This window comes from Micromonospora pisi (assembly GCF_003633685.1).
Lineage (GTDB): Bacteria > Actinomycetota > Actinomycetes > Mycobacteriales > Micromonosporaceae > Micromonospora_G > Micromonospora_G pisi.
The window spans coordinates 327,546-352,884 of sequence record NZ_RBKT01000001.1; the positions used below are offsets into that span (position 1 = coordinate 327,546).

General features: G+C 70.5%; 19 protein-coding genes. 14 read left to right on the plus strand and 5 right to left on the minus strand.

What is annotated here, in order from left to right:
• Positions 1-2: 2 nt before the first annotated feature.
• The 5 genes from BDK92_RS01415 to BDK92_RS01435 all read left to right on the plus strand — a co-directional run bounded on the left by BDK92_RS01415 (position 3) and on the right by BDK92_RS01435 (position 5,776).
• Entirely contained in the window at positions 3-1,301 is a 1,299-nt protein-coding gene (locus BDK92_RS01415) for a low temperature requirement protein A (RefSeq protein ID WP_121153849.1), read from the plus strand.
• A 141-nt stretch (positions 1,302-1,442) separates the two neighbouring features.
• The gene (locus BDK92_RS01420) at positions 1,443-2,663 is read left to right on the plus strand and encodes a M20 metallopeptidase family protein (RefSeq protein ID WP_121153851.1); all 1,221 of its coding nucleotides are present in this window, start codon (positions 1,443-1,445) and stop codon (positions 2,661-2,663) included.
• Positions 2,660-3,535, plus strand: coding sequence for an NAD-dependent epimerase/dehydratase family protein (locus BDK92_RS01425; protein WP_246016717.1), 876 nt, complete (start codon positions 2,660-2,662; stop codon positions 3,533-3,535). Before BDK92_RS01420 ends, BDK92_RS01425 begins: the two co-directional genes overlap by 4 nt.
• An 18-nt stretch (positions 3,536-3,553) precedes the next feature.
• Positions 3,554-4,828, plus strand: coding sequence for an enolase C-terminal domain-like protein (locus BDK92_RS01430; protein WP_121153853.1), 1,275 nt, complete (start codon positions 3,554-3,556; stop codon positions 4,826-4,828).
• 240 nt (positions 4,829-5,068) lie between these two features.
• Complete coding sequence (locus BDK92_RS01435; protein WP_121153855.1) at positions 5,069-5,776, plus strand: carbonic anhydrase; 708 nt, start codon at positions 5,069-5,071, stop codon at positions 5,774-5,776.
• Positions 5,777-5,863: 87 nt separating this feature from the next.
• On the opposite strand, the gene BDK92_RS01440 is transcribed toward BDK92_RS01435, so the two are convergent.
• From BDK92_RS01440 to BDK92_RS01450, 3 genes are all read right to left on the minus strand, one after another.
• A complete protein-coding gene (locus BDK92_RS01440; protein WP_121153857.1) occupies positions 5,864-7,111 on the minus strand; it encodes an esterase-like activity of phytase family protein in 1,248 nt (415 codons plus the stop codon).
• Positions 7,112-7,218: 107 nt separating this feature from the next.
• Positions 7,219-8,253 (minus strand): extracellular catalytic domain type 2 short-chain-length polyhydroxyalkanoate depolymerase, encoded by a 1,035-nt coding sequence (locus BDK92_RS01445; RefSeq protein ID WP_121153859.1) that lies wholly within the window; start codon positions 8,251-8,253, stop codon positions 7,219-7,221.
• Positions 8,254-8,391: 138 nt separating this feature from the next.
• Complete coding sequence (locus tag BDK92_RS01450; RefSeq protein ID WP_121153861.1) at positions 8,392-9,255, minus strand: alpha/beta hydrolase; 864 nt, start codon at positions 9,253-9,255, stop codon at positions 8,392-8,394.
• Positions 9,256-9,477: 222 nt separating this feature from the next.
• Here BDK92_RS01450 and BDK92_RS01455 point away from each other — a divergent pair, with 222 nt between their 5' ends.
• Genes BDK92_RS01455 through meaB form a run of 3 tightly spaced genes read left to right on the plus strand, consistent with a single transcriptional unit; the run spans position 9,478 to position 14,542 of the window.
• Positions 9,478-11,334: a methylmalonyl-CoA mutase family protein gene (locus BDK92_RS01455; RefSeq protein WP_121153863.1), complete on the plus strand. Its 1,857-nt coding sequence runs from the start codon at positions 9,478-9,480 to the stop codon at positions 11,332-11,334.
• Positions 11,334-13,553, plus strand: coding sequence for a methylmalonyl-CoA mutase (gene scpA, locus BDK92_RS01460; RefSeq protein ID WP_121153865.1), 2,220 nt, complete (start codon positions 11,334-11,336; stop codon positions 13,551-13,553). Before BDK92_RS01455 ends, scpA begins: the two co-directional genes overlap by 1 nt.
• Positions 13,550-14,542, plus strand: a complete 993-nt coding sequence (meaB, locus tag BDK92_RS01465; protein WP_121153867.1) for a methylmalonyl Co-A mutase-associated GTPase MeaB — start codon at positions 13,550-13,552, stop codon at positions 14,540-14,542. The genes scpA and meaB overlap by 4 nt, the downstream gene beginning before the upstream one ends.
• 9 nt (positions 14,543-14,551) lie before the next feature.
• On the opposite strand, the gene sthA is transcribed toward meaB, so the two are convergent.
• Positions 14,552-15,955, minus strand: a complete 1,404-nt coding sequence (gene sthA, locus BDK92_RS01470; RefSeq protein WP_121153869.1) for a Si-specific NAD(P)(+) transhydrogenase — start codon at positions 15,953-15,955, stop codon at positions 14,552-14,554.
• A 130-nt stretch (positions 15,956-16,085) separates the two neighbouring features.
• Here sthA and BDK92_RS01475 point away from each other — a divergent pair, with 130 nt between their 5' ends.
• The gene (locus BDK92_RS01475; protein ID WP_211349004.1) at positions 16,086-17,105 is read left to right on the plus strand and encodes a LysR family transcriptional regulator; all 1,020 of its coding nucleotides are present in this window, start codon (positions 16,086-16,088) and stop codon (positions 17,103-17,105) included.
• A gap of 105 nt (positions 17,106-17,210) precedes the next feature.
• Here BDK92_RS01475 and BDK92_RS01480 read toward each other — a convergent pair whose 3' ends face one another.
• Complete coding sequence (locus BDK92_RS01480; RefSeq protein ID WP_121153872.1) at positions 17,211-17,669, minus strand: hypothetical protein; 459 nt, start codon at positions 17,667-17,669, stop codon at positions 17,211-17,213.
• 409 nt (positions 17,670-18,078) lie between these two features.
• Between BDK92_RS01480 and BDK92_RS01485 the strand changes: the two genes are divergently transcribed.
• From BDK92_RS01485 to gcl, 5 genes are all read left to right on the plus strand, one after another.
• The gene (locus BDK92_RS01485) at positions 18,079-19,248 is read left to right on the plus strand and encodes an NAD-dependent formate dehydrogenase (RefSeq protein WP_121153874.1); all 1,170 of its coding nucleotides are present in this window, start codon (positions 18,079-18,081) and stop codon (positions 19,246-19,248) included.
• Positions 19,249-19,622: 374 nt separating this feature from the next.
• The gene (locus tag BDK92_RS01490; protein ID WP_121153876.1) at positions 19,623-20,624 is read left to right on the plus strand and encodes a 2-dehydropantoate 2-reductase; all 1,002 of its coding nucleotides are present in this window, start codon (positions 19,623-19,625) and stop codon (positions 20,622-20,624) included.
• 302 nt (positions 20,625-20,926) lie between these two features.
• Positions 20,927-22,468, plus strand: a complete 1,542-nt coding sequence (locus tag BDK92_RS01495; RefSeq protein WP_246016718.1) for an aldehyde dehydrogenase family protein — start codon at positions 20,927-20,929, stop codon at positions 22,466-22,468.
• A gap of 99 nt (positions 22,469-22,567) precedes the next feature.
• Positions 22,568-23,404, plus strand: a complete 837-nt coding sequence (locus BDK92_RS01500; RefSeq protein ID WP_121153880.1) for a hydroxypyruvate isomerase family protein — start codon at positions 22,568-22,570, stop codon at positions 23,402-23,404.
• Positions 23,405-23,518: 114 nt separating this feature from the next.
• The gene (gene gcl / locus BDK92_RS01505) at positions 23,519-25,243 is read left to right on the plus strand and encodes a glyoxylate carboligase (protein WP_121153882.1); all 1,725 of its coding nucleotides are present in this window, start codon (positions 23,519-23,521) and stop codon (positions 25,241-25,243) included.
• Positions 25,244-25,339 lie beyond the last annotated feature (96 nt).

A 25,339-nucleotide genomic window follows, 5' to 3' on the forward strand; every position in this document is an offset into this window, starting at 1 on the left:
CGGTGCCCGATTGGAGCGCACGGCGCCCGCTGCGGATCCGGGCCGCCGCCGAGGGCACCCGGGTCAACCGGCTGGAGCTCTTCTTCGACCTGGTCTTCGTCTACGCCTTCTTCAACATCGCCCGCGCGACCACCGACGACCTCAACGGAATCAGCCTGGTCCACGCCCTGCTGATCATTTCCTTGCTCTGGTGGTGCTGGGTCGCCTACGCCTGGGCGGGCAACAGCATCCGCTCCGGCGAGGGCATGGTGCCGGTGGTGATGTTCACCGTCATGGCCGCGATCTTCATCGTGGCACTGACCATCTCCGAGGCCTTCGTCGACATCCGCGGCGGCCTCTCCGGACCGCTCGTCTTCGCCTGCTGCTACTTCGTGGTCCGGATCCTCTTCGTCGCGTTGCAGTGGCACGTCAGCGCGGACCAGCCGCAGCTGAACGCACAGATGATCCGGGTCAGCGCGACGATCGTGCTCGCCACCGCGTTCCTGCTGCTCGCCGCGTTGCTACCGGAACACCTGCCGGCGGGGACGATCCGTACCTGGACCCAGATCGGTCTCTGGGCGCTCGCCGTCCTGGTCGAGTACACCGCCGGCTACCTGGCCGCCCCGCACGGTTGGCGGATCGCCTCGGCCGGGCACTGGGCCGAACGGTTCTCGCTGATCCTGCTGGTCGCGTTCGGTGAGCTGATCATCTCGGTCGGCGTGGGCGGCACCCAGGTCCCGCACCCGATCACCTGGCCGCTGGTGATCGCGGCGGTCCTCGGCATCGTGATCACCGCCGCCCTGTGGTGGGCGTACTTCGACATCGTGGCGCTCGCCGCCGAACAGGCCCTGCACGCCGCGCGCGGGGTCGACCGGGTGATGCTCGCCCGGGACGCCTACATCTACCTGCACCTGCCGATCATCGCCGGGCTGATGCTGCTCTCGCTCGGTGGCAAGGAGGCGCTCAAGCACATCGGCGACCCGGACGTGGCGCACGTCCCGATGCACCCGGTCGCGATCACCCTGCTCTACGGTGGGCTGGGCCTCTACCTGCTCGGCCACCTCTGCTTCCAGCTACGCATCCTGGGCACGTTGACCTGGACCCGGGTGGGCGCGATCGTCCTGACCGGCGTGTTGATCCCCCTCGCCGTCGACCTTCCCGCACTCGTGGCACTCGGCGTACTCGCCGGGATCTGCGTCGCGCTGGTCGGCGGTGAGCTGATCCTGCTCGCCGGGTCGCGGCGCAGCCTCCGGGAGGCGGTGCTGGAGGAACATCTCGCGCACGAGGCCCGGGAGACCGCCTGGCGGCGCCAGCACCGGTGAGGCCCGCCGGGCAACGGCGACAACCCGGGCCGCACGGACGCGCGCCGCGACCGCCAAGGTCGTTAGGATTCGATCGTGGGCTGCCCGGCACCGGCTCACCGGTCGTCGGTGCCCCGTCGGCGACCCGGCTGGGGAGGAAAGATGGGCCTGCGCGAGGACGCCGCGTCACTACAGGACGAGTTGGCGCTGCTGCGGCGGGAGCTGCACCAGATACCCGAGATCGGCCTCGACCTGCCCCGTACCCAGGAACGGGTGCTCGCCGCGCTCGCCCCACTCCCGCTGGAGATCAGCACCGGGACCGGTCTCTCCTCCGTCACCGCCGTGCTGCGCGGTGGGCGCCCCGGTCCGGTGGTGCTGCTCCGGGGCGACATGGACGCGCTGCCGGTGACCGAGGCGAGCGGCCTGCCGTACAGCTCCCGCCACCACGGGGTGATGCACGCCTGCGGGCACGACCTGCACACCGCCGGCCTGGTCGGGGCCGCCCGACTGCTCAGCGCCCGACGCGACGAACTCGCCGGGGACGTGGTCTTCATGTTCCAACCCGGCGAGGAGGGCCTCGACGGCGCCGCGCACATGATCTCCGAGGGGGTGCTGACCGCCGCCGGACGCCCGGTCGACGCCGCGTACGGGCTGCACGTGCTCTCCTCCACCGTCCCCCGGGGGGTCTTCTCCGCCCGTCCCGGACCGCTGATGGCCGCCTCCGCCGGACTCTTCGTGCGGGTGGTCGGGGCCGGCGGGCACGGTTCCACCCCGCACCGCACGCTCGACCCGATCCCGGTCGCCGCCGAGATGGTCACCGCGCTGCAAGCCATGGTCACCCGGCGGTTCAACGTCTTCGACCCCGTGGTGCTGACCGTCGGGGTGTTCCAGGCCGGCACGAAGCGCAACATCATCCCGGACGACGCGACCTTCGAGGCGACCGTACGCAGCTTCTCCACCGCCACCAGCGCCCAGGCCGGCGAGTACGCCCTCGCGCTCTGCGAGCACATCGCCGCCGCGCACGGGATGCGGGTGGAGGTCCGGTACGAGCAGGAGTACCCGGCGACGGTCAACGACGCCGACGAGTACGAGTTCGCCGCGGCGACCGTACGGGACGTCTTCGGCCCGGACCGGTTCGAGGACCTGGTCGACCCGATGACCGGCTCCGAGGACTTCTCCCGGGTGCTGGACCGGGTGCCCGGCGCGTACGTCTTCCTCGGCGCGTGCGCCGGTGACGACCCGAAGACGGCGCCGAGCAACCACTCCCCGCGAGCGGCGTTCGACGACAGTGTGCTCGCCGACGGGGCGGCGCTCCTGGCCGAACTCGCCGTCCGGCGGCTCGCCGGGACGGACGCGACGTCGGTGAAGGCACCGCGGGCGTGAGCACCGTGGCCCCACGGCGGGTCCTGGTGACCGGCGCCGCCGGACTGATCGGCCGGGCAATGCTGACCTTCCTGGCCGCCCGGGGCGTGCCGGCGACCGCGCTGGTCCTGGAGAAGGCCGACGACCTGGCGGCGGATCGGGTGGTGGTGGGCGACGCGGGCGACCCGGAGACGGTCCGGTCGGCGCTGGCCGGAGTCGACGCCGTGGTGCACCTGGCGGCGATCCCGGCGCCGACCCTGGACACCGCGCACGCGGTCTTCAACCGCAACACCCGGGCGACCTTCGCCGTGCTGGAGGAGGCCGGCCAGGCCGGCGTACGGCGCGCGGTGATCGCCTCCAGCTTCTCCGTCACCGGTCTGCCCTGGGCGCAGGTCGACCTGCACCCGGCGTACGTGCCGGTGGACGAGGGGCTGCCGTTGCAGGTGACCGACGCGTACGCGCTCGGCAAGCAGGCCGACGAGGCGACCGCGGCGATGATGGCCCGGCGGCACGGCGGCAGTGTCGTCGCGCTGCGGCTGCCGTTCGTGGGCGAGCGGGACGACCGGCTGGCCCGACGCGCCGCCGAGTTCGCCCGGGACCCGGGGTCCGGTGCCCGGGAGCTCTGGAGCTACCTGGACGTACGGGACGCGACACGCGCCTGCTGGCTCGGGCTGACCCGGCCGGGGCCCGGCGCACACGTGGTCTTCGTCGCCGCTGACGACATCCTCGCCCCGTTCCCGACCGCCGAGTTGCTCGACCGCTACCACCCTGACGTGCCGCGCCGCGCGGACCTGCCCGGGCGTTGCTCGGCGATCGACACCCGGGCCGCGCGGGAGCTGCTGGGCTTCCAACCGGAACACCGGTTCGCGCCCGACCCCGCGCCGCTGCCCTGACCCCCGTGAAGAGGATTGATGAGCGAGGCTGAGCTGCCCGTACTGCCCGAGACCCAGGCGCCCTGGCCGGCCCGGGACGGGTTGCGGATCACCCGGGTGCGGGCGATCGTCACCGCGCCCGAGGGCCCACCGCTGGTGGTGGTCCGGATCGACACCAACGAACCCGGCCTGTACGGGCTGGGCTGCGCCACCTTCACCCAGCGTTTCACCGCCGTGGTCGCCACCATCGAACAGCACGTGGCCCCGATGCTGATCGGCCGGCACCCGGCCGACATCGAGGACATCTTCCGGATGGTCCACTTCTCCTCGTACTGGCGCAACGGGCCGGTGACGAACAACGCGCTGGCCGGGGTGGACCTGGCGCTCTGGGACATCGCTGGCAAGAGGGCCGGGATGCCGGTCTACGAGTTGCTCGGCGGGCGGGTCCGCGCCGCCGCCCAGTGTTACCTGCACGCGGGTGGGGCGACGGTGGCGGAGACGCTGGACCAGGCCCGGGAGATCATGGCCGCCGGCTACCGGCACGTCCGGCTCCAGGTCGGACAGCCGGGCCTGGGCGCGTACGGCGCCGCCGGGGTCGGTGGCGGCTATCCGGGGCAGCCGTACCCGGACGGCTGGGACGTCCAGCAGTACCTGCGCACCACCCCGGCGCTCTTCGCCGCCGCCCGTGGCGAGTTGGGCGAGGAGGTCGAGCTGCTGCACGACGTCCACAGCCGGCTCAGTCCGAAGCAGGTGGTGTTGCTGGCGCGTGCCCTGGAGCCGTACCGACTCTTCTTCCTCGAGGACGTGATCGCGCCCGAGGAGTACGACCGGCTGCCGCAGATCCGGGCCGAGTCACCGGTGCCGATCGCGGTCGGCGAGCAGGTCAGCTCGGTCGCGGACGCGGCCCGGCTGGTCCTCGGCGGCGGGGTGGACCTGCTCCGGCTGCACATCACCGCGGTCGGCGGGCTCACCCCGACCCGCAAACTGGTGGCGCTCTGCGAGCTGACCGGGGTGAAGACCGCCTGGCACGCGCCGGCCGACGTCTCGCCGATCGGCGCGGCGGCGAACGTGGCGTTGGACGTGACCACGCCGGCCTTCGGTATCCAGGAGGGACACGAATACCACGAGGCGGCCCTCGAGGTATTCCCCGGCACCCTGGTGGCCCGCAACGGTTACCTCTACCCGAACGACGCACCGGGCTGGGGCATCGAGCTCGACGAGCGGGTCGCGGCGAAGTACCCGCCGGTGACGCACCTGCACGAGCGGTGGTCCGCACGGGTACGTCGCCCGGACGGCGGGATCGAGGCACCTTAGCCGCGCCCGGCCGGGTGGTGCCGGACACGAAAAACAGCAGTTGTCCACATCACTATCTAATTTCTGACTAATTGTCTTTGCGCAGGTCGCCCGGACCGGTCCGGTCCGGCGTGCCGAATCGGGGTTTCGCGCCCTCCTCGGACAGGCGCAATATCGGCGAAGTTCCGCCGACCCGGACACCCTCGTCGGCGGCGCGCATCCTCTCGTTCCCCGTTCGTCCCCATCACGAGGAGACACCCCTTGTCTCAGCAGACCGTTTCTCGCCGCTCGGTGCTCGCGGCGGGCGGACTCACCGCCGCCGGCGCGGTCGGCGCCCTCGGCCTCGCCACCCCGGCCTCCGCCCACCCGACGGAGCCGCCGGCGCTCACCCCCACCTCCGCCCTCAACCGCCTGCTCGCCGGCAACAAGCGCTTCTACAAGGGCGACGCCCGGCACCCGCACCAGTCCATGAAGGACCTGCACGACCTGGCCGCCGGGCAGCACCCGTTCGCGGTCACGCTCGGCTGCGCCGACTCCCGGGTCGCCCCGGAACTCCTCTTCGACCAGGGGCTGGGTGACCTGTTCGACAACCGGGTCGCCGGCAACATCGTGGACGACCTGCTGCTCGGCAGCATCGAGTTCGCGATCGAGGAGTTCGGGGTGCCGCTGATCGTGGTGCTCGGCCACGAGCGGTGCGGCGCCATCACCGCCACCGTCGACGTGATCGAGCACGGCGGCGAGGCCGCCGGCCACATCGGCAGCATCGTGGCGGCACTGCGCCCGGTGGTCGAGCCCCTGGTGGGCGGCCCGGGCGACGTGGTCGAGGCGGGCGTACGCGCCAACGTCCTCGCCCAGGTGCAGTACCTGCTCGACCACAGCGAGATCGTCCAGGAGAAGGTCGCCAACGGCACCCTCGGCGTCGTCGGGGCCCGCTACGACCTCGACAACGGCAAGGTCATCCTGCTCTGATCCCCCGTCGGCCGGCTCCCCCCGGCCGACGGCAAGCTGCCCCGGTCCGCACTCGGCGGGGCCGGGGCAGCTCCCTTGTGGCTCCGGTTACGGCAGGATGCGCTTGTCCGCGTCCAGGTTCGCGCTCAGCCGGATGGTGATGAACTCGTTGTTGTCCGGCTGGCCCGGGGTACGCCCGTTCGACGACGGGAAGTTGTTGTCGTTGAGTACGCCGAGCGTCCGGTCGTCCAACACGACCAGGCCCTCGATGGTGGTGAACGGGAACCGGAAGACCGGCCCGAACCCGCCGATGTTGTGCGGGTTGGCGAGGTTGAGCAGGTCCGCGACGAGGGTCTTGTCGACCTTGCCGTCCCGGTCCCGGTCCCGCCGGTCGATCAGGTACACCTTCTTGACCAGGGCGCCCGCGCCCTCGCCGCCGTCCCGCTCGATCACCAGCATGCGGTTGTTGTCGACGCTGATCGCGTCACCGATCGCGTGGTTCGGCGAGTCGAGCTGGTACGTCCACCAGGTGCCGGTGTAGCGGCCCGCGACCAGGTCGAACTGGTACAACCGCAACGCGCCGGCCGGGTCACCGGCGACGGTGCCCTCCAGCAGCGGGTAGAGCGAGCGGCCGTCCGGGGAGAGCGCCATGCCCTCGAAGCCCTTGCTGCTGGGCAGGTTCGGCTGGCCCGCCGGGTTCTCCGGGGCCCGTACGCCGGGCAGCGGCACCGGAGCCTGGAGCAGTCGGCCGGCCCGGTCGAAGTGGAGCAGGTACGGGCCGAACTCGTCACCGAGCCAGTACGAGCCGTCCTTGGCCCGCACCATCGACTCGACGTCGAAGTCGGCGCCGGTGAGCACCCGGTCGGGTCGGGTCAGCGCGAACGGTACGTACCCGTTGGGGTCGGTGAGGCTCACACCACCGAGGACGTCGACGCTGCCGCTGTCGAAGTTCGGCGCGATCCGCTGGATCCGCAGGACGAAGTCGGAGCTGTTGGCCTTGTTGCCGAAGCCGTTGTCGGAGAGCACGTCGAAGGTGCCGTCGGCGTTGCGCTGGACGCCGCTGAAACCCTGCACCGGCTGGTCGGCGAAGGGTGCGGTGACGCCGTTGACCGGGGTGGTGCCGAGCAGCGAACCGGAGGGCTCGCTGCCCGGTACCCAGGTCAGGGCCGGAAGTGAGGCAAAGTTGGTGAGCGTGGCCTGGCGGAACGGCTTCGCCGGCCCACCCTGCCCGGTGAGGTTGACCTCGGTACGGTCGGCCCCGATGAGGTTGGCCGCGGCGGTGGGCACGGCGAGTACGGCGAGCGTCAACGCGCCGATACCGAGGCCGAGCCCGAGCCGTCGAGCGGTAGCTGTCATGGCCGGCAGGCTAGGCGGCCCGGTTGAACACCGGTTGGCCGTCGGGGTAAGGAAGGGCCCCTTGTTATCGCTTTCTGTATAGGAAGGGCCCCTTCCTAACACCTCACTCAGCCGCCGAGGCGACGCACCATGTTCATCACCGTCTCCAACTGCAACCCGCCCTTGATCGGGTACGCGGTGCTACCCAGGTAACCCCACCAGTCCCAGCACCCGTTCGGGTTGACCGCCGACGCGGTGGCCTGGGGGTAGAGCACGATCACCCGGTTGGTGTCGGCGTACTGGTTGAGGTTCGCCCGGTCCACGAAGGCCGTACCGACGGTGTTGTAACCCTGCTGGCAGCCGTGCAGCGCCACCAGCAGGCGGCAGGACTGTCCGGCGGCGCAACTCGACGGCACGTACGCGAAGCCGGTCGTGCCCATGCTCAGACCGGCCGCGTACCCGTTCACCGCGAACGTGTTCTGGTTGAAGCTGGTCAGCGTGCCGGTCAACGGACCGGTGTTCGGTGCGCTGACGGAGCCGAGCAGTTTGCGCAGGAAGGCGTTCTGCGGGTCGGTGCCGCAGTCGTTCAGGAACGGCGACACGGTGGCGGTGCAGGCACCGGTGCCGTACGGCGTGACCCAGGCGTGCCCGGCCGAGGAACCGCTGTCGTACTGCACGCTGGCGCCGAAGTTCTGGTAGTACCTGACCAGGTCGTCGGTGACCGACTTCTTGATCGCCGTGTCGTTGTTGCCGTGGTAGACGTAGACGGGCTGGCCGGAGAGGCGGCTGACCGGGTCGACCCAGCCGTAGCCGGCCCAGGTGCGGGTGTACGCCTGCAGGTTGGTCAGGTACGTCGGCAGGCTGTTGTCGGCGCAGCCGTAGAGCGCCTGGCTGACGTTGTTCTGCGCACAGTAGTAGGGCCCGGCGGCGAAGACCGCGGCGCCCTTGATCCGGCTCGAGTAGGCGACCTGGAGCTGGGTCGCGAGGTAACCGCCGGAGGAGACCCCGGCTACGTACACCCCGGACACCTGGAATGTGCCGAGCGTGCCGGCCACCGGGGTCTTGGTGTACGGGTCGGCGGCGGCCTGGGCCGGGGCCGTGCCGGGAACGAGCAGTAGCAGGGCCGCGACGGCGGCCGTGGCGGTGCGTACGAGGAACCTCATGGACGCCCTCCTGAAGGGAAGACGCCGGCGGTGGGGCGCGGCGTGCACCGAGGCTAGGAGGTCAGTCGCGGGTACGACATCCTCGCCTGTGACATGTTTCGATGCGCGCCAGTGTGGTCGGACACCAGGGGCGGTGGCTCAGTGGCCGGCCACCGGTGCCGGTTTCCGCTGGTAGTCCGGCGTGTGTGTGGCGGTCGCCTCGACCGCCCACTCGAGGGCGTAGTCGGCGACCTGCTGCCAGCCCGGCTGCCCGAGGGTGAAGTGCGCCCGGCCGGGGAACTCGTGGTAGCCGGTGATGGCCCGGGAGCGCCGGTACCGGCCGGCGTTCGACTTGTTCAGCGCGGGTGGGGCGACGTGGTCGGCGCCACCGGCGATGAAGAGCAGCGGGGCCCGGTCGCTGTTGGCGTAGTTGATCCTTAGCGCCGAGCGCGGGTTGAGGTTCGCCATCGCCCCTTCGAAGAGCACTCCTCCGGCGGCGGGCACGTGCTGGCGCCCGTAGATCCGGTTGGACTCCTCCCGGCTCAGGGTGTTGGTGAAGGCGTAGTGGAACTGCGCCGGGCTCAGCGGTACGGCCTTGCTCCGGTTGCCCAGGCTGCGCAGGATCGGCCAGGCCGTCCGTAGGGTCGACAGCGGCACCCGCAGCACCCCCTTGACCCCGGCGGAGTCGATCGCCACTGCGGCCGCGCCGAGTCCCCGGTCGGCGAGCACCTGGGTGAACGACCCGCCGAAGGAGTGCCCCATGATGATCGGCGGCCGGTCCAGGTCCCGGATGATCCGGTCGTAGTGGTCGATGATCCGGCCCATGTTGAGGCGCGCGATCGGCGACGGGTCCCGTCGGAGCTGCTCGACGTCGGCCTCCATGCCGGGCCAGGCGGGGGCGAGCACCCGGAAGCCGGCGCGGGTGTAGTGGTCGACCCACTGCTCCCAGCTTCGCGGCGTCATCCAGAGACCGTGGATCAGCACGATGGTGTCGGCCGCGCTGCGGTCGGCGGGAGTTGTCATGGTTGGCCGGATACCCGCAGTCGGGGGGACCAATCCACTGGTTATCGGTCCCGGCAACCCGAGCCGAACAACCGATATGCCCGAATAGTGAATATTTGTTTCCCGTACACCGGACACAGCGTCACCGGGGCGGCCATGGCGACGGGCACCGAAGCGGTCACCGTGCCCGCCGACCCACCCACCGGTGAGCGGGCCACCCGGCGCTCCCCTTAGTCTCCGTTCATGACCCGGTCACCAGGAGAGCTGAGCCTCGCCGCTGACTTCGTGCCCGCGACCCCGGCCCAGTGGCGCCAACTGGCCCTCGCCGTCCTGCGGAAAAGCGGCGTCGCCGACGAGCGAACCGGCCCGGAGGACGTCGACGACCTGCTCTCCCGGACGACGTACGACGGCATCCGGCTGGCCCCGCTGTACACCGCCGCAGACGTCCCCGTACCACCCGGTCTACCCGGCCTGCCACCGTTCACCCGTGGTGGGCGGCCGACCGGATCACTCGGCCCCGGCTGGGATGTCCGGCAGCGTCACGTCGACCCCGATCCGGTCGCCACCCGCGAGGCCGTCCTGACCGACCTGGAGAACGGCGTCACCTCGATCTGGCTGGCCCTGGAACCGGGCGGACTGGACCACGAGTCGCTACCGGCCGTACTCGACGGGGTCTATCTCGACGTCGCGGGCGTGGTCCTCGACGCCGGCCCGGCGACCGAACAGGCCGCCGCCGCCCTGTTCGCCCTCGCCGCCAGGCGGAAGGTCGACACCGCCGAACTGAACGGCAGCCTGGGCGCCGACCCGCTCGGCTGGCAGGCGCGCACCGGCACCCCGGCGGACCCGCGTACGGCGGCGACACTCGCCCGCCGCTGTGCCGCCGACCACCCCCGGCTGCGGGCGATCACCGTGGACGCCACCGTCTACCACGACGCGGGCGGCAGCGACGCCGAGGAACTCGGGTGCGCACTCGCCGCCGGGGTGGCCTACCTGCGGGCGCTCACCGACGCCGGGCTCGACCCGGTCGCCGCGCTGGGACAGCTGGAGTTCCGGTACGCCGCGACGGCCGACCAGTTCCTGACCATCGCGAAGTTGCGGGCCGCCCGTCGGGTCTGGGCCCGGGTCGCCGAGGTCTGCGGTGTCCCGGCAGCCGGCGCGCAGTACCAGCACGCGGTGACGTCGTCGGCGATGATGACCTCGCGCGACCCGTGGGTGAACATGCTGCGTACCACCCTGGCCTGCTTCGCCGCCGGGGTGGGCGGAGCGAACGCGGTGACGGTGCAGCCGTTCGACGCCCGGCTCGGGCTGCCGGACGGGTTCAGCCGCCGGATCGCCCGCAACACCCAGTCACTGCTGCTCGCCGAGGCCAACGTGGACCGGGTGATCGACCCCGCCGGTGGCTCCTGGTATGTCGAGCGTCTGACCGAGGACCTCGCCCAGGCGGCATGGGCCTGGTTCACCGAGATCGAACGGGCCGGTGGCCTGGCCATCGCACTCACCAGCGGGCTCGTCGCGCAACGGCTGGCCACCACCTGGCAGCGGCGTACGGAGAACCTCGACCACCGCCGTGATCCGATCACCGGTGTGAGCGAGTTCCCGAACCTGGACGAGGCCCTTCCAACCCGTGCGCCGGCACCCGTGCCGGTCGACGGTGGCCTGCCCCGACACCGGTACGCGGAGCGGTTCGAGGCCCTGCGGGACCGGTCCGACGCGCACCAGGCGGGCACCGGCGCCCCACCCACCGTCTTCCTCGCCACCCTGGGTCCGGTCGCCGCGCACACCGCCCGGGCGTCGTTCGCGGCGAACCTCTTCGCCGCCGGTGGCGTCACCACCACCCGGAGCGGACCCGGTACCGACCCGGCGGAGATCGCCGCCGCCTTCGCCGCCAGCGGCGCCACCGTGGCGTGCATCTGCGGCACCGACAAGAGCTACGCCGCGCTGGCCTCCTCCGTCGCCGGGGCGCTCGCCTCGGCGGGGGCCACCCGGGTGTGGCTCGCCGGTAAGCCCGGCGGGTACGACAACGTGGACTCCTACCTGTTCACCGGCTGCGACGCGGTCGCGGTGCTCGAAACGACGCTACGTGACCTGGGGGTGGCGTGATGATCCCGGATTTCTCCCACGTTGAGCTCGGTACGCCGAGCCCCGGTACCGGGGCTGATCGGGACCGGTGGCGGGCCGAGGTGCGCGACCAGACCGGTGTGGACCCGGAGAAGTTGGCCTGGGAGACCCCGGAGGGGATCAGCGTCGCCCCGCTCTACACCCCGGCGGACCTGACCGGCGTCGACTTCCTGGGCACCTATCCCGGGATCGCCCCCTACCTGCGGGGCCCCTATCCGACCATGTACACCACCCAGCCGTGGACTATCCGCCAGTACGCCGGCTTCTCCACCGCGCAACAGTCGAACGCCTTCTACCGGCGCAATCTCGCCGCCGGACAGAAGGGACTGTCGGTCGCGTTCGACCTGCCCACCCACCGGGGGTACGACTCCGACCACCCCAGGGTCACCGGCGACGTCGGCATGGCCGGGGTGGCCATCGACTCCATCTACGACATGCGGGAACTCTTCGACGGCATCCCGCTGGACCGGATGAGCGTCTCGATGACCATGAACGGGGCCGTGCTCCCCGTCCTCGCTCTCTACATCGTCGCCGCCGAGGAACAGGGCGTCGCGCCGGAACAGCTCTCCGGCACGATCCAGAACGACATCCTCAAAGAGTTCATGGTCCGCAACACCTACATCTACCCACCCGGGCCCTCGATGCGGATCATCTCCGACATCTTCGCCTACACCTCCGCGCGGATGCCCCGGTTCAACTCCATCTCCATCTCCGGTTACCACATTCAGGAGGCCGGGGCGACCGCCGACCTCGAACTCGCCTACACCCTCGCCGACGGCATCGAATACCTCCGCGCCGGCCAGGCCGCCGGTCTGGACATCGACGCCTTCGCGCCCCGGCTCTCGTTCTTCTGGGCCATCGGCATGAACTTCTTCATGGAGGTCGCCAAGCTCCGCGCGGCCCGACTGCTCTGGGCCAAGCTCCTGCGCGAGTTCAAGCCCCAGAACCCGAAGTCGTCGAGCCTGCGGACGCACTGCCAGACCTCCGGCTGGTCGCTCACCGCCCAGGACGTCTACAACAACGTCATCCGTACCTGCGTCGAAGCCATGGCCGCCACCCAGGGCCACACCCAGTCCCTGCACACCAACGCCCTCGACGAGGCGCTCGCCCTGCCCACCGACTTCTCCGCCCGCATCGCCCGCAACACCCAGCTCCTGCTCACCCAGGAATCCGGCACGACCAGCGTGATCGACCCCTGGGGCGGCAGCGCGTACGTCGAACGCCTCACCCACGACCTCGCCGCCCGTGCCTGGGAGCACATCCAGGAGGTCGAAGCCGCCGGTGGCATGGCCCGCGCCATCGACGAGGGCATTCCCAAGCTGCGGATCGAGGAGGCGGCGGCCCGTACCCAGGCCCGCATCGACTCCGGTCGCCAGCCGGTGATCGGCGTCAACACCTACCGGCCCGAGGCGGACGAACCGATCGACGTACTCCGGGTCGACAACAGCGCGGTCCGCGCCGAGCAGATCGCCAAGCTCGAACGGCTGCGCGCCGAGCGTGATCCGAAGGCATGGGCGGACGCGCTCGACGCACTGCGCCGGGCGGCCGCCGCCACCGAACCCGCCGCCCACGGCGACCTCTCCGGCAACCTGCTCGCCCTCGCGGTCGACGCCGCCCGAGCCAAGGCCACCGTCGGCGAGATCTCCGACGCGCTGGAGGAGGTGTACGGCCGGCACGCCGCGCGGATCCGTACGATCTCAGGGGTGTACCGCAACGAGGCCGGCGAGGTGACCAACATCGAACGGGTCCGGGCCGCCACCGCCGCGTTCGGTGCCGCCGAGGGGCGTCAGCCCCGCATCCTGGTGGCCAAGATGGGGCAGGACGGGCATGACCGTGGCCAGAAGGTGGTGGCCACCGCCTTCGCCGACCTCGGCTTCGACGTCGACGTCGGACCGCTGTTCCAGACCCCGGCCGAGGTCGCCCGCCAGGCGGTCGAAGCCGACGTGCACATCGTCGGGGTGAACTCCCTCGCCGCCGGTCACCTGACCCTGGTGCCGGCGCTCCGCGACGAACTCGCCGCGCTGGGCCGCGACGACGTCATGATCATTGTTGGTGGGGTGATCCCCGCGCAGGACTTCGACGCCCTCCGGGAAGCCGGCGCCTCGGCCATCTTCCCCCCGGGTACGGTCATCGCCGATGCCGCTCTCGACCTCCTCACCGAACTGGGCCGCCGGCTCGGCCATTCGGCGCCCACCGCATGACCCGAGCCGCACCTGACGTCGAGGCGTACGCCGCGGGCGTGCTCGCCGGGGCCCCGGCCTGGATAGCCCGGGCGATCACCCTGGTGGAGTCGCGGCGCCCCGACCACCGGGCGCTGGCCCAGCAACTGCTCGTCGCGCTCACCCCGCACTCCGGCAACGCCCGCCGGATCGGGGTGACCGGGGTGCCCGGCGTCGGCAAGTCGACCTTCATCGACGCGCTCGGCAGCCTGCTCACCGCCGACGGTCACCGGGTGGCGGTGCTGGCGGTCGACCCCTCCTCCACCCGCACCGGCGGCAGCATCCTCGGCGACAAGACCCGGATGACCCGGCTCGCCACCGACCCGGCCGCGTTCGTCCGGCCCTCCCCCACCGCCGGCACCCTCGGCGGCGTCGCCCAGGCCACCCGGGAGGCGATGGTCGTGGTGGAGGCCGCCGGCTACGACGTGGTCCTGGTGGAGACCGTCGGCGTCGGGCAGTCCGAGACCACGGTCGCCGAGATGGTCGACTCCTTCCTGCTCCTCGCGCTGGCCCGCACCGGCGACCAGCTCCAGGGAATCAAGAAGGGCGTACTCGAACTCGCCGACGTGATCACGGTCAACAAGGCCGACGGCCCGCACGCGGCCGAGGCCCGTACGGCGGCGCGGGAACTGGGCGGCGCGTTGCGGCTGCTGCGTACGGCCGAGGGCGGGTGGCAGCCGCCCGTGCTCACCTGCAGCGCGCAGGAGGGCACCGGCCTGACCGAGGTGTGGCGACACCTCGTCGCCCACCAGGAGACGCTCCGCGCCAGTGGCGAACTCGACGCCCGGCGCAGCCGACAGCAGGTGCGTTGGCTCTGGGACCTGGTCCGCTCGGGGCTGCTCGACCGGCTGCGTGCGGACCCGGCGGTCACCGCGCTCGCCCCGGACCTGGAACGTCAGGTACTCGAGGGGAACCTGACCCCGGCGCTCGCCGCCGACCGGCTGCTCGCCGCCTTCACCGCCCACGACTGACCCGACGGGTCACTTCGGCAGTTGGGCGATGTGTCGCAACTTGTTCATCGCGTCAAGCGCCGCGACCTTGTACGCCTCGGCGAGGGTCGGGTAGTTGAACACCGCGTCGACCAGGTAGTCGACGCTGCCGCCGCAGCCCATCACCGCCTGCCCGATGTGCACCAGCTCGGTGGCGTCGGTGCCGAAGATGTGCACGCCGAGCAGGGTGTGGTCGGCCGGTGAGACCAGCAGCTTCAGCATGCCGTGCGAGTCTCCGATGATCTGGCCACGGGCGAGTTCGCGGTAACGTGCTACGCCCACCTCGAACGGCACCTGGGCCGCGGTCAACTCCTCCTCGGTCCGGCCGATGAAACTGATCTCCGGGATCGAGTAGATGCCGATCGGCTGTTGCTGCGAGAGTTCCCGTACCGGCTCGTCGCAGGCGTGGTGACCGGCCAGCCGCCCCTGCTCCATCGAGGTCGAGGCGAGCGCGGGAAAGCCGATCACGTCACCGACCGCGTAGATGTGCGGTACGTGGCTGCGGAACCACTCGTCGACCTTGATCCGGCCCCGCGCGTCCGCGCTCAGCCCGGCCCGTTCCAGGTCCAGCGCGTCCGCGGTGCCCTGACGTCCGGCGGAGTACATCACCGTGTCCGCGGCGATCCGCTTGCCGCTCTCCAGGACGGCGATGGCTCCACGGGGATGCCGCTCCACCGATGCGACGGCCTCACCGAAGCGGAACGTCACCGCGAGGTCCCGCAGGTGGTACTTCAACGCCTCGACGATTTCCAGGTCGCAGAAGTCGAGCATCCTGTCCCGCCGCTCGACCACGGTGACCTTCGTGCCGAGGGCGGCGAACATCGAGGCGTACTCGATGCCGATGACGCCGGCGCCGACCACCACCATCGAGCCGGGGACCTGTTCGAGATTGAGGATGCCGTCGGAGTCGACCACCGTACGTTCGTCGAAGGCGACCCCGGCGGGGCGGGCCGGACGGGTTCCGACGGCGATCACGATCTTCTCGGCGGTCACCGCGGATTCGCGCCCCCGGCCGTCGGTGACCGCGATGGTGTGCGGGTCGGTGAAGCGACCGCTGCCGCCGATCAGTCGGATCCGGTTACGGGACAACTGGTTGCGGATGACGTCGATCTCACGCCCGATCACGTGCTGGGTACGGGCGGCGAGGTCGGCCACCGTGATGTCGTCCTTGAGCCGGTAACTCTGGCCGTACGTCTCCCGCTGGCTCAGCCCGGTGAGATAGAGGACCGCCTCGCGCAGGGTCTTCGACGGGATCGTCCCGGTGTTGATGCAGACGCCGCCGACCATGTCGACGCGCTCGACGACCGCTACCCGCCGGCCGAGTTTCGCCGCCGCGACCGCCGCCTTCTGTCCACCCGGGCCGGACCCGAGCACGAGGAGATCGAAGTCATACATCGGTCCAGCATTTCAAGATCAGGTTTCCGTTGGCCATGCGGTACACGAACGACATTCACCTGTCGACGTAACCGACACCGTTCCGTGACATGAGGGATCGCACCACCTCTACTGCATCCTAGGAGGCTAGGTGTCATGGGATGCAATGCTTGTCACCCGGCGCGACCGGGGCCATTCGGAGGGTTCGTGGACGAAGGGTTGGTGGGCCTTGTTCCTGCGGCACCTGGAATATCTCAGCGCCCTCGCCCGCGAGGGGCACTTCGGGCGGGCGGCTGCCGCCTGCTGGGTCAGCCAACCGACCCTCTCCGACGGCATCCGCAAGCTGGAGGCGGAGTTCGGGGTCGCCGTGGTGCGCCGCGGACACCGCTTCGAAGGACTGACACCGGAAGGCGAACGGCTTCTGAACTGGGGCCGGCGTCTGCTCGCCGACCGGGACCAACTGATGGCCGAGTTCGGCCGGACCAGCCACGAGGGCCTGACCGGGCATCTGCGCCTCGGTGCCGTACCAGCCTCGTTGCCACCGGTCTCGCTGCTCACCGGGCCGTTCCGCGACCGGCACCCGGGCACGAACCTCACCGTACTGTCGCTGACCTCGGACGAGATCCTGCGCCGGCTGACCGACTTCGAACTCGACGCCGGTCTGACCTATCTCTCCGGTGAACCGATGGCGGGCTTCCGGACCGTACCCCTCTACTCCGAACGCTACGTCCTGCTGACACCGGAGAACGGTGACTTCGCCGGCCGTACCGAGGTCGGTTGGGCCGAGGCCGCCCGCCTGCCGCTCTGTCTGCTCACCCCGGACATGCAGAACCGGCGCATCCTCGACGGGCTGTTCCACCGGGCCGGGGTGACCGTGACCCCCCGGATGGAAACAAACTCCGTCTCCACCCTCTGCTCGCACGTACGCGGTGGACGCTGGGCGAGCGTCATCCCGCAGGCCTGGCTCGGTCTGCTCGGGGTGCCACCGGGCACCCGGGTACTGCCGTTGGCCCGGCCGGCGGCGACCAGCACCGTCGGGTTGGTCATCCTCGACCGCGACCCTCCCCCACTGGTCGTCAGCGCACTGGTGCACGTCGCGGAAGAGCTCGACCTGCAACGCAGCCTGGACAATCTGGTCCCCGTCGACCTGACGGCGAGATTCGACGGCTGAGCAGGCAGCGCCGCAGGTCAGCTCTCACGAAATATCGTGAGGGCGCGACTGGACCGACCAGCCCACTTGACCGTTGGCGAGAACGACCTGCCCGTTGTCCGGCTCTTAGCGATCGAACCAGGAACGGGACGCCTTGGGCACGATCAGGGCCACCAGCGCGACTCCCACCAAGGCGCGTAGGAGATACGGCGTACCGCCCCCCAGCAGCGAGGTAATCGTGAGGAGAGCGCCAGCGCCCAGGGTTAGCCAGCGGGCCCGACGCCAGCCTTTCCACAGTGCCCAAACAAGCCAACCATGCAGTCCGATCGACACAACCACGAGTCCCAGGGAATCGGATGTACCCGCGCCGACAAGATCAATCAGCATGATCAAGGCATCGAGGAGCACGACTGCCATCGCGACGACGACCGTGAGGGGCGGGCGCGGAGGCTGCTCGGCGGGCGGCTGACCAGCAATGATCTGCTCGACGGTGTGAGGAGCAATGTCATGTCGGGCGGCAATCTCGGCAACGGGCTGCCCGGCAGCCCAAGCAGCGATGATCTGGTCGGTGTCGGTGTGAGGCACGGCGGCACTGTACCGGCACACTCCGATTCCCACGGCAGCCCAGATTCACCAGCATGCCTACAGGGAGCCCCAAGACGGCGGCGTAACTCGGGTTCCGAAACCCATGCTCGCCGCGAGCATGAGCACCCACGGAACCCTCCAACGAGGATCACCCCACTCAGCGGGGACACCGGCGGTCGCCGCCCGGACACCCACCTTCGGCCCGAATCAGAACCTGACCGGGCTCGATAGGCGGCACCGATCGGACGTTCGGGAACTGCTCATTGTGGCCGGGGCCGGTACGACGCAGGCTGGGAACTGTTCACGGAGCGACCCGGACATCCGCCATCAGGAACAGGTGGCGAAGAACCGCCACCAGAGTCTCCCGGGCCTTGATCCGTCCCCGATCGTTTCGAGAGAGGACACCACCATGGCGAAAGTGCTGTGCGTGCTCTACGACGACCCGGTCACCGGCTACCCGAGTTCCTACGCCCGGGACGGTGTGCCGCACATCGACCACTATCCCGGTGGGCAGACCGCGCCGAGTCCGGAGAAGATCGACTTCACTCCCGGCCAGCTCCTCGGCAGTGTCTCCGGCGAACTCGGCCTGCGCCCCTATCTCGAATCCCTGGGGCACACCCTCGTCGTCACCTCCGACAAGGAGGGTCCGGACTCGGCATTCGACCGGGAACTCGCCGACGCCGAGGTGGTCATCTCCCAACCATTCTGGCCCGCCTACCTGACCGCGGAACGAATCGCCAAGGCGCCGAACCTGAAACTGGCCATCACCGCCGGCATCGGTTCGGACCACGTCGACCTGACGGCAGCCATCGGGCGGGGCATCACGGTCGCGGAGGTGACGTACTCCAACAGCATCAGCGTGGCCGAACACGTGGTGATGATGACCCTCGCGCTGGTTCGCAACTACCTTCCGTCGCACCAGTGGGTACGCGACGGCGGCTGGAACATCGCCGACTGCTCGGCGCGCGCGTACGACCTCGAGGCGATGGCGGTCGGTACGGTCGCCGCCGGTCGGATCGGGCTGGCCGTACTGCGTCGGCTCAAGCCCTTCGACGTCGCGTTGCACTACACCGACCGGCACCGGCTCGCCCCGGAGGTCGAGCAGGAACTGAACGTCACCTGGCACCCGGACGTCGAGTCGCTGGTGCGGGCGTGCGACGTGGTGACGATCAACTGCCCGCTGCACCCGGAGACCGAGAACATGTTCGACGACGCGCTGCTGGCGAAGATGAGGCGCGGGTCGTACCTGATCAACACCGCCCGGGGAAAGATCGTCGACCGGGACGCGGTCGTCCGCGCGCTCGAGTCCGGCCAACTGGCCGGGTACGCCGGCGACGTGTGGTATCCGCAGCCGGCGCCGGCGGACCACCCGTGGCGGACCATGCCGAACCACGGCATGACGCCGCACACCTCCGGCACCACTCTCTCCGCCCAGGCGCGGTACGCCGCGGGCACCCGCGAGATCCTCGAGTCCTACTTCCAGGGTCGGGCGATCCGCGACGAGTATCTGATCGTTGATGGCGGGAGGCTGGCCGGGACGGGCCAGCACTCGTACAGCGCGGCTCAGGGCGCGCTGTAGCCGCCCCGTGACGGCGTAGGCCGGCGGGGTCCACCCGGCCTGCGCCGTCCAGGGCGTCTCCCGGCACCGACAGCTCCGTCTTCCACCCTGTCCAGGTCTCCTGGACGGGGTGGTCGTGCGTGCGACTGTCGCATGGATCCGGCCGTCCGCTCGGGGTCGGGTGTCGTCGGCCCGGGGCCCTGGCGCGGGAGCCATAGCGGCAGCGGGCGGCGCTTTCCTGACCGGATCGCGCCGGGGCCAGGCAAGACGTCACCGACACCCGTTTCGGGCACCGGTCAACCGAGGGTTGTCAGTGACGAACCCCTATTGCATACTGTACTCCCCATAACGCATACAGAAGTCTGTCTTTTGTGTGCGCTCGAAGGGAGCAGCCCGTGCGAGTCGCAGTGCTCGGAGCCGGCGCCATCGGCGCCTACGTTGGCGCGGCCCTCTGTCGCGCCGGAGTGGACGTCCACCTGATCGCCCGCGGTGCGCACCTCGCCGCTTTGCAACGGAACGGAGTCCGGATCCTCAGTCCGCGAGGCGATTTCTCCGCCCATCCGCACGCCACCGACGACCCCGCCGCGGTCGGTCCGGTGGACTACGTCTTCCTGGGCCTCAAGGCACATTCGTACGCCTCGGCGGGGCCGCTCCTCACCCCGCTGCTCGGTCCGCACACCGCACTCATCGCGGCCCAGAACGGCATCCCGTGGTGGTACTTCCACAAGCTCTCCGGTCCGTACGAGAACCAGCGGATCGAGGCGGTGGACCCGGACGGCCAGACCTCGTCGGTGATGGAGCCGGAGCGGGCGATCGGCTGCGTGGTCTACCCGGCCACGGTGATCGAGTCACCCGGGGTGATTCGACACCTCGAGGGCACACGTTTCTCCATCGGCGAACCCGACGGGACCATCTCCCGACGGTGTACGGAGTTCAGCGCGGCGATGATCGCCGGCGGCCTGAAGTGCCCGGTCGAGCCCCAACTGCGCGACGACATCTGGATCAAGTTGATGGGGAACGTGTCACTGAACCCGATCAGCGCCCTGACCCGGGCCACGATGATCGAGATCTGCGAGCACCCCGGCACCCGGCAGGTGGTCGCACAGATGATGGAGGAGACGCTCGACATCGCCTCGCGGGTGGGCAGCCACCCGGAGATCTCCATCGACAAACGGATCGATGGCGCCCAACGCGTCGGGCATCACAAGACCTCCATGTTGCAGGACCTGGAGGCGGGCAAGGAACTCGAACTGGACGCGATCATCGCGGCCGTAGTGGAGATGGCCGACATCACCAGCGCGCCGGCACCCACCCTGCGCACCGTCTACGCCGCCACCGACCTGCTCGCCAGGTCCGCCGCCCGGCGGACCGTCACGCCGACCCTGACGGCGGCCTGAGCCCCAGCCCCACCCACCCGCCCGTCCCCACCGCTGCGCCACAGCGCACCGGTCGCGGTCCGGCGGCCACCGGAGTTGGCCGCGAAACCGCACCCCAGCAGCGAATACCCGCTCGAAGTCTTGCACTGGTTCGGGCGACAGAATACTGTATGCAGTACGCGCGAATGGCTCAGTCGTGAACACCGGGATCCGGTGCCGGCCAGCCAGCGGCGCGACGCCGGCGTCCTCGGCGTACCAGACGCCTGACGCGACCCGGCGCGCCAGCCACATTCCGCAGGACACCCGACGCCCTGGAGGCTCCCGTGCCCCTGATCCTCAAGCCTGGTACCGCTTGGTCGGACGTCTACGCCCGTTGCCAGGAGGTAGCACCCGAGGCATTCCACGATGGCCGCCTCTGCAACTACTGGGACGGCCGCTGGCAGGCCGACGGGGTGCCCGCGCTGGCCACCTCCCCCGTGGACGGTACGCCGATCGCCGGCCCACCCCGGGTCACCAGCCCGACCGCGACCGCCGCGGTCCGGTCGGCCCTCGACACCCATCAGGTCTGGTCCCGGCTGCCGCTGGCCACCCGGAAGGCGCGGGTCAGCGCGGCACTGGACGAACTCGACGCGCACCGTGACCTCCTGGCGCTGCTGCTGGTCTGGGAGATCGGCAAGCCGTGGCGGCTGGCCCGGGCCGACGTCGACCGCTGCATCGAGGGGGTGCGCTGGTACGTCGAGGAGATCGACGAGATGGTCGACGGGCGTACCCCGCTCGCCGGCCCGGTCAGCAACATCGCCAGCTGGAACTACCCGATGAGCGTGATCATGCACGCGATGCTGGTGCAGGCGCTCGCCGGCAACGCGGTGATCGCCAAGGCCCCCTCGGACGGCGGGGTCAGCTGCCTGACCCTGGCGGTGGCCATCGCCGCGCGGCACAACCTGCCCTTCACCCTGATCAGCGGCGGTGGGGCGGAGCTCTCCTCGGTGCTGGTCGCGGCCGCCGAGATCGGGTGCGTCTTCTTCGTCGGCGGGCGCGACGTCGGCGGTCAGGTGGCCGCCGGACTGGTCGACTCGGACAAGCGTCACGTCCTCGAGCAGGAGGGACTGAACTGCTGGGGGGTGTGGGAGTTCAGCGACTGGGACCTGCTCGCCACCAACGTGCGCAAGTCCTTCGAGTACGGCAAGCAGCGCTGCACCGCGTACCCCCGCTACGTCGTGCAGCGGTCGCTCTTCGACGAGTTCCTCGCCGCGTACCTGCCCGCCGTCCGAGGTGTGCGGTTCGGGCACCCACTGGCGGTCGAGCCCGGTCAGGAGGAGCTACCCGAGCTCGACTTCGGGCCACTGATCAAGGACGCCAAGGTCAAGGAACTCGACGACGCGGTGCAGGAGGCGATCGCCAAGGGCGGGGTGCCGCTCTACCGGGGCTCGCTGGAGAGCGGGCGCTTCCTGCCGGGGCAGGACACCTCGGCGTACCTGCCGCCGACCGCGATCCTGGCCCCTCCTCCCTCATCGCCGCTGTTCCACGCCGAGCCGTTCGGGCCGGTCGACACGATCGTCCTGGTGGACACGGAGGCGGAGCTGCTGGCGGCGATGAACGCCAGCAACGGGGCGCTGGTCGCCTCGATCGCCTGCGACGACGAGGCGACGGCGCACCGGCTCAGCGGCGAACTGCAGGCGTTCAAGGTCGGGGTCAACCGGCCCCGGTCGCGGGGCGACAAGCAGGAGGTCTTCGGCGGCAAGGGCGCGTCCTGGCGGGGCGCCTTCGTCGGCGGAACGCTGCTGGTCCACGCGGTCACCGAGGGCCCGGCCGACGAGCGGCTCTACGGCAACTTCCCGTCGCACGCCCGTTACCCGGCGGTGTGACCTTCCACCGCCAGCCGCCGCCCGTGCCGTCGCGACCGGTACGGGCGGCGGCGCCGGTCCCCGACCCTCCGCCCGCCCCGACCGCAGGAGTCTCCGCCCATGACGGCACATGATCTCCGGTTCGACGTGAACCTCTCCATTCTCTTCACCGAACTGCCGCTGCTGCACCGACCGGCGGCCGCCGCCGAGGCCGGTTTCGACGCGGTCGAGTTCTGGTGGCCGTTCGCCGAGCCGGTGCCGGCCGACCGCGACGTCAGCGCCTTCCTCGCCGCGCTCGACAACGCCGGCGTACGTCTGGTCGGCCTGAACTTCGACGCCGGTGACATGGCCGCCGGCGACCGGGGCCTGCTCTCCCAGCCGGCGAACTCGGCCCGCTTCCGGGACAACATCGACGTGGCCATCGGGATCGCGGAGGCGACCGGCTGCCGGGCGCTGAACGCGCTGTACGGCAACCGGGTGGACGGGGTCGATCCGGCCGCGCAGGACGACCTGGCCGCGGAGAACCTCGCGCTCGCCGCGGAGGCGGCCGCCGGTGCGGGTGCGATCGTGCTGGTCGAGCCGCTGAACAGCGCGCAGAACCCGGCCTATCCGCTGGCGACCGCCACGGACGTGCGCGCGGTGATCGACCGGGTACGGGTCGGCTCCGGTCAGCACAACGTCCGACTGCTCTGCGATCTCTACCACCTGGCGAGCAACGGTGAGGACCTGGAGAAGGTGATCACCACGCACACCGGGCACATCGGACACGTACAGATCGCCGACACCCCGGGGCGCCACCAGCCCGGCACCGGCGACCTCGACCTCGACGGCCTTCTCGCCCAGTTGGAACGGGCCGGCTACCGCGGCTACGTGGGGTGCGAGTACAAGCCCCTCGGCACCAGCGCGGACAGCTTCGGTTGGCTGCCACGGGAACGCCGCGCGTCCGCCCGGCTCTGACCGTCCGTCGCCCCGGCCCACCCGCCGCCGGCGTTCCGGCATCCGTCGTTCCACCGGCACCCGTCGTCCATCCGCCGCTGAGCGTCTCCCCCGCACCCGAGAGGTATGGAAACTATGCCCAAGATCCCCTGTATGGAAGCGGTGGTCGCCGTGCTCGCGTCGGAGGGCGTGGACATCGCGTTCGGTTGCCCCGGCGCCGCGATCCTGCCGCTGTACGCCGCACTCAGGAACAGCGACATCAAGCACCTCATCGTCCGGCACGAGGAGGGCGCCACGCACATGGCGGACGGCTGGGCCCGGACCAACGGCCGGGTCGGTGTCGCCATCGGCACCTCGGGACCGGCCGGCACCAACATGATCACCGGGCTCTACACCGCGCAGGCCGACTCCATCCCGATGATCTGCATCACCGGGCAGGCGCCGACCAGCAAACTGCACCAGGAGGCGTTCCAGGCGGTCGACATCGTCGAGATCGCCAAACCGGTCACCAAGTGGGCGGTGCAGGTCAAGGAGGCCGCCCAGGCGCCGTGGATCTTCCGCGAGGCGTTCCGGATCGCCCGCTCCGGCCGGCCCGGCCCGGTCCTCATCGACCTGCCGCTCGACGTGCAGCGGCAGGAGATCGAGTGGGACACCGCTATCGACGCCCCGTTGCCGGTGACCCGGGTCGAGCCGCACCCGCCCCGGGTGGAACGCGCCCTGGACCTGCTCCTCGCCGCCGAACGGCCGCTCATCCTGGCCGGCGGCGGAGTCATCCTCGGCGACGCCACCGACCTGCTGCGCGAGGTCGCCGAGACGCTGGACATCCCGGTCCAGGTGACCCTGATGGGCAAGGGTTCGCTCCCGGAGGACCACGACCTGTTCGCCGGGATGACCGGGATCCAGACCACCCAGCGCTACGGCAACGCGTCCTTCCTGGAGTCCGACCTGGTGCTCGCCCTCGGCGCCCGGTTCGGTGACCGGCACACCGGTGACCTGGAGACCTATCGCGGTGACCGGAAGTTCATCCACGTCGACATCGAGCCGACCCAGATCGGCAAGGTGTTCGGGCCGGACCTCGGGGTGGTGTCGGACACCGGCGCGTTCCTGGCGGCGCTGCTCGACGCGGTCCGGCGCCGTGACACCCGGGTCGACCGGACGGAGTGGGTGGCGCGGGTGCGTGAACTGCGCCGCACGCTCACCCGCCGGGACGACTTCGACTCGGTGCCGATCAAGGCGCCGCGGGTCTTCCGGGAGATCAACGAGTTCTTCGGCCCGGAGACCTACTTCGTCACCGCGATCGGCCTCTACCAGATCTGGTCCGGTCAGTTCCAGCACGTGTTCAAGCCGCGCCACTACCAGGTGTGCGGCCAGGCCGGGCCGCTCGGCTGGGAGATCCCGGCGGCGATCGGGGTGAAGGCGGCCCGGCCCGAGGCCGAGGTGGTCGGGGTGGTCGGCGACTACTCGTTCCAGTTCCTGGTCGAGGAGCTCGCGGTCGCGGCGCAGTACAACGTGCCGTTCGTGCTGGTGATGCTGAACAACGAGTACCTGGGTCTGATCCGGCAGGCCGAGATCGGCTACGACATGAACTTCGAGGTGGACATCCACTACGACGAATACGGCACCGACAACGTCAAAATCATGGAGGCGTACGGCTGTTCCGGTCGCCGGGTCACCGAGCCGGGCGAGATCAGCGACACGCTCGCCTGGGCCAGCAAGGAGGCGAAGCGCACCAGCCGGCCGGTGCTGGTCGAGGTGATGATCGAGCGTGAGGCCAACACCGCGCACGGGCTCTCGATCGCGAAGGTCAACGAGTTCGAACCGGTCCCGGAGATCGCGGAAGTCCCCGCGCCCTCCCACTGAAGCACGTCCTCCTGGATCGACCGGTCACCAAGGGCACGCCGGCGCACGTCCACCCCGGGTGGGCGTGCGCCGGCGGCAACGCGGCCGTACGGCACC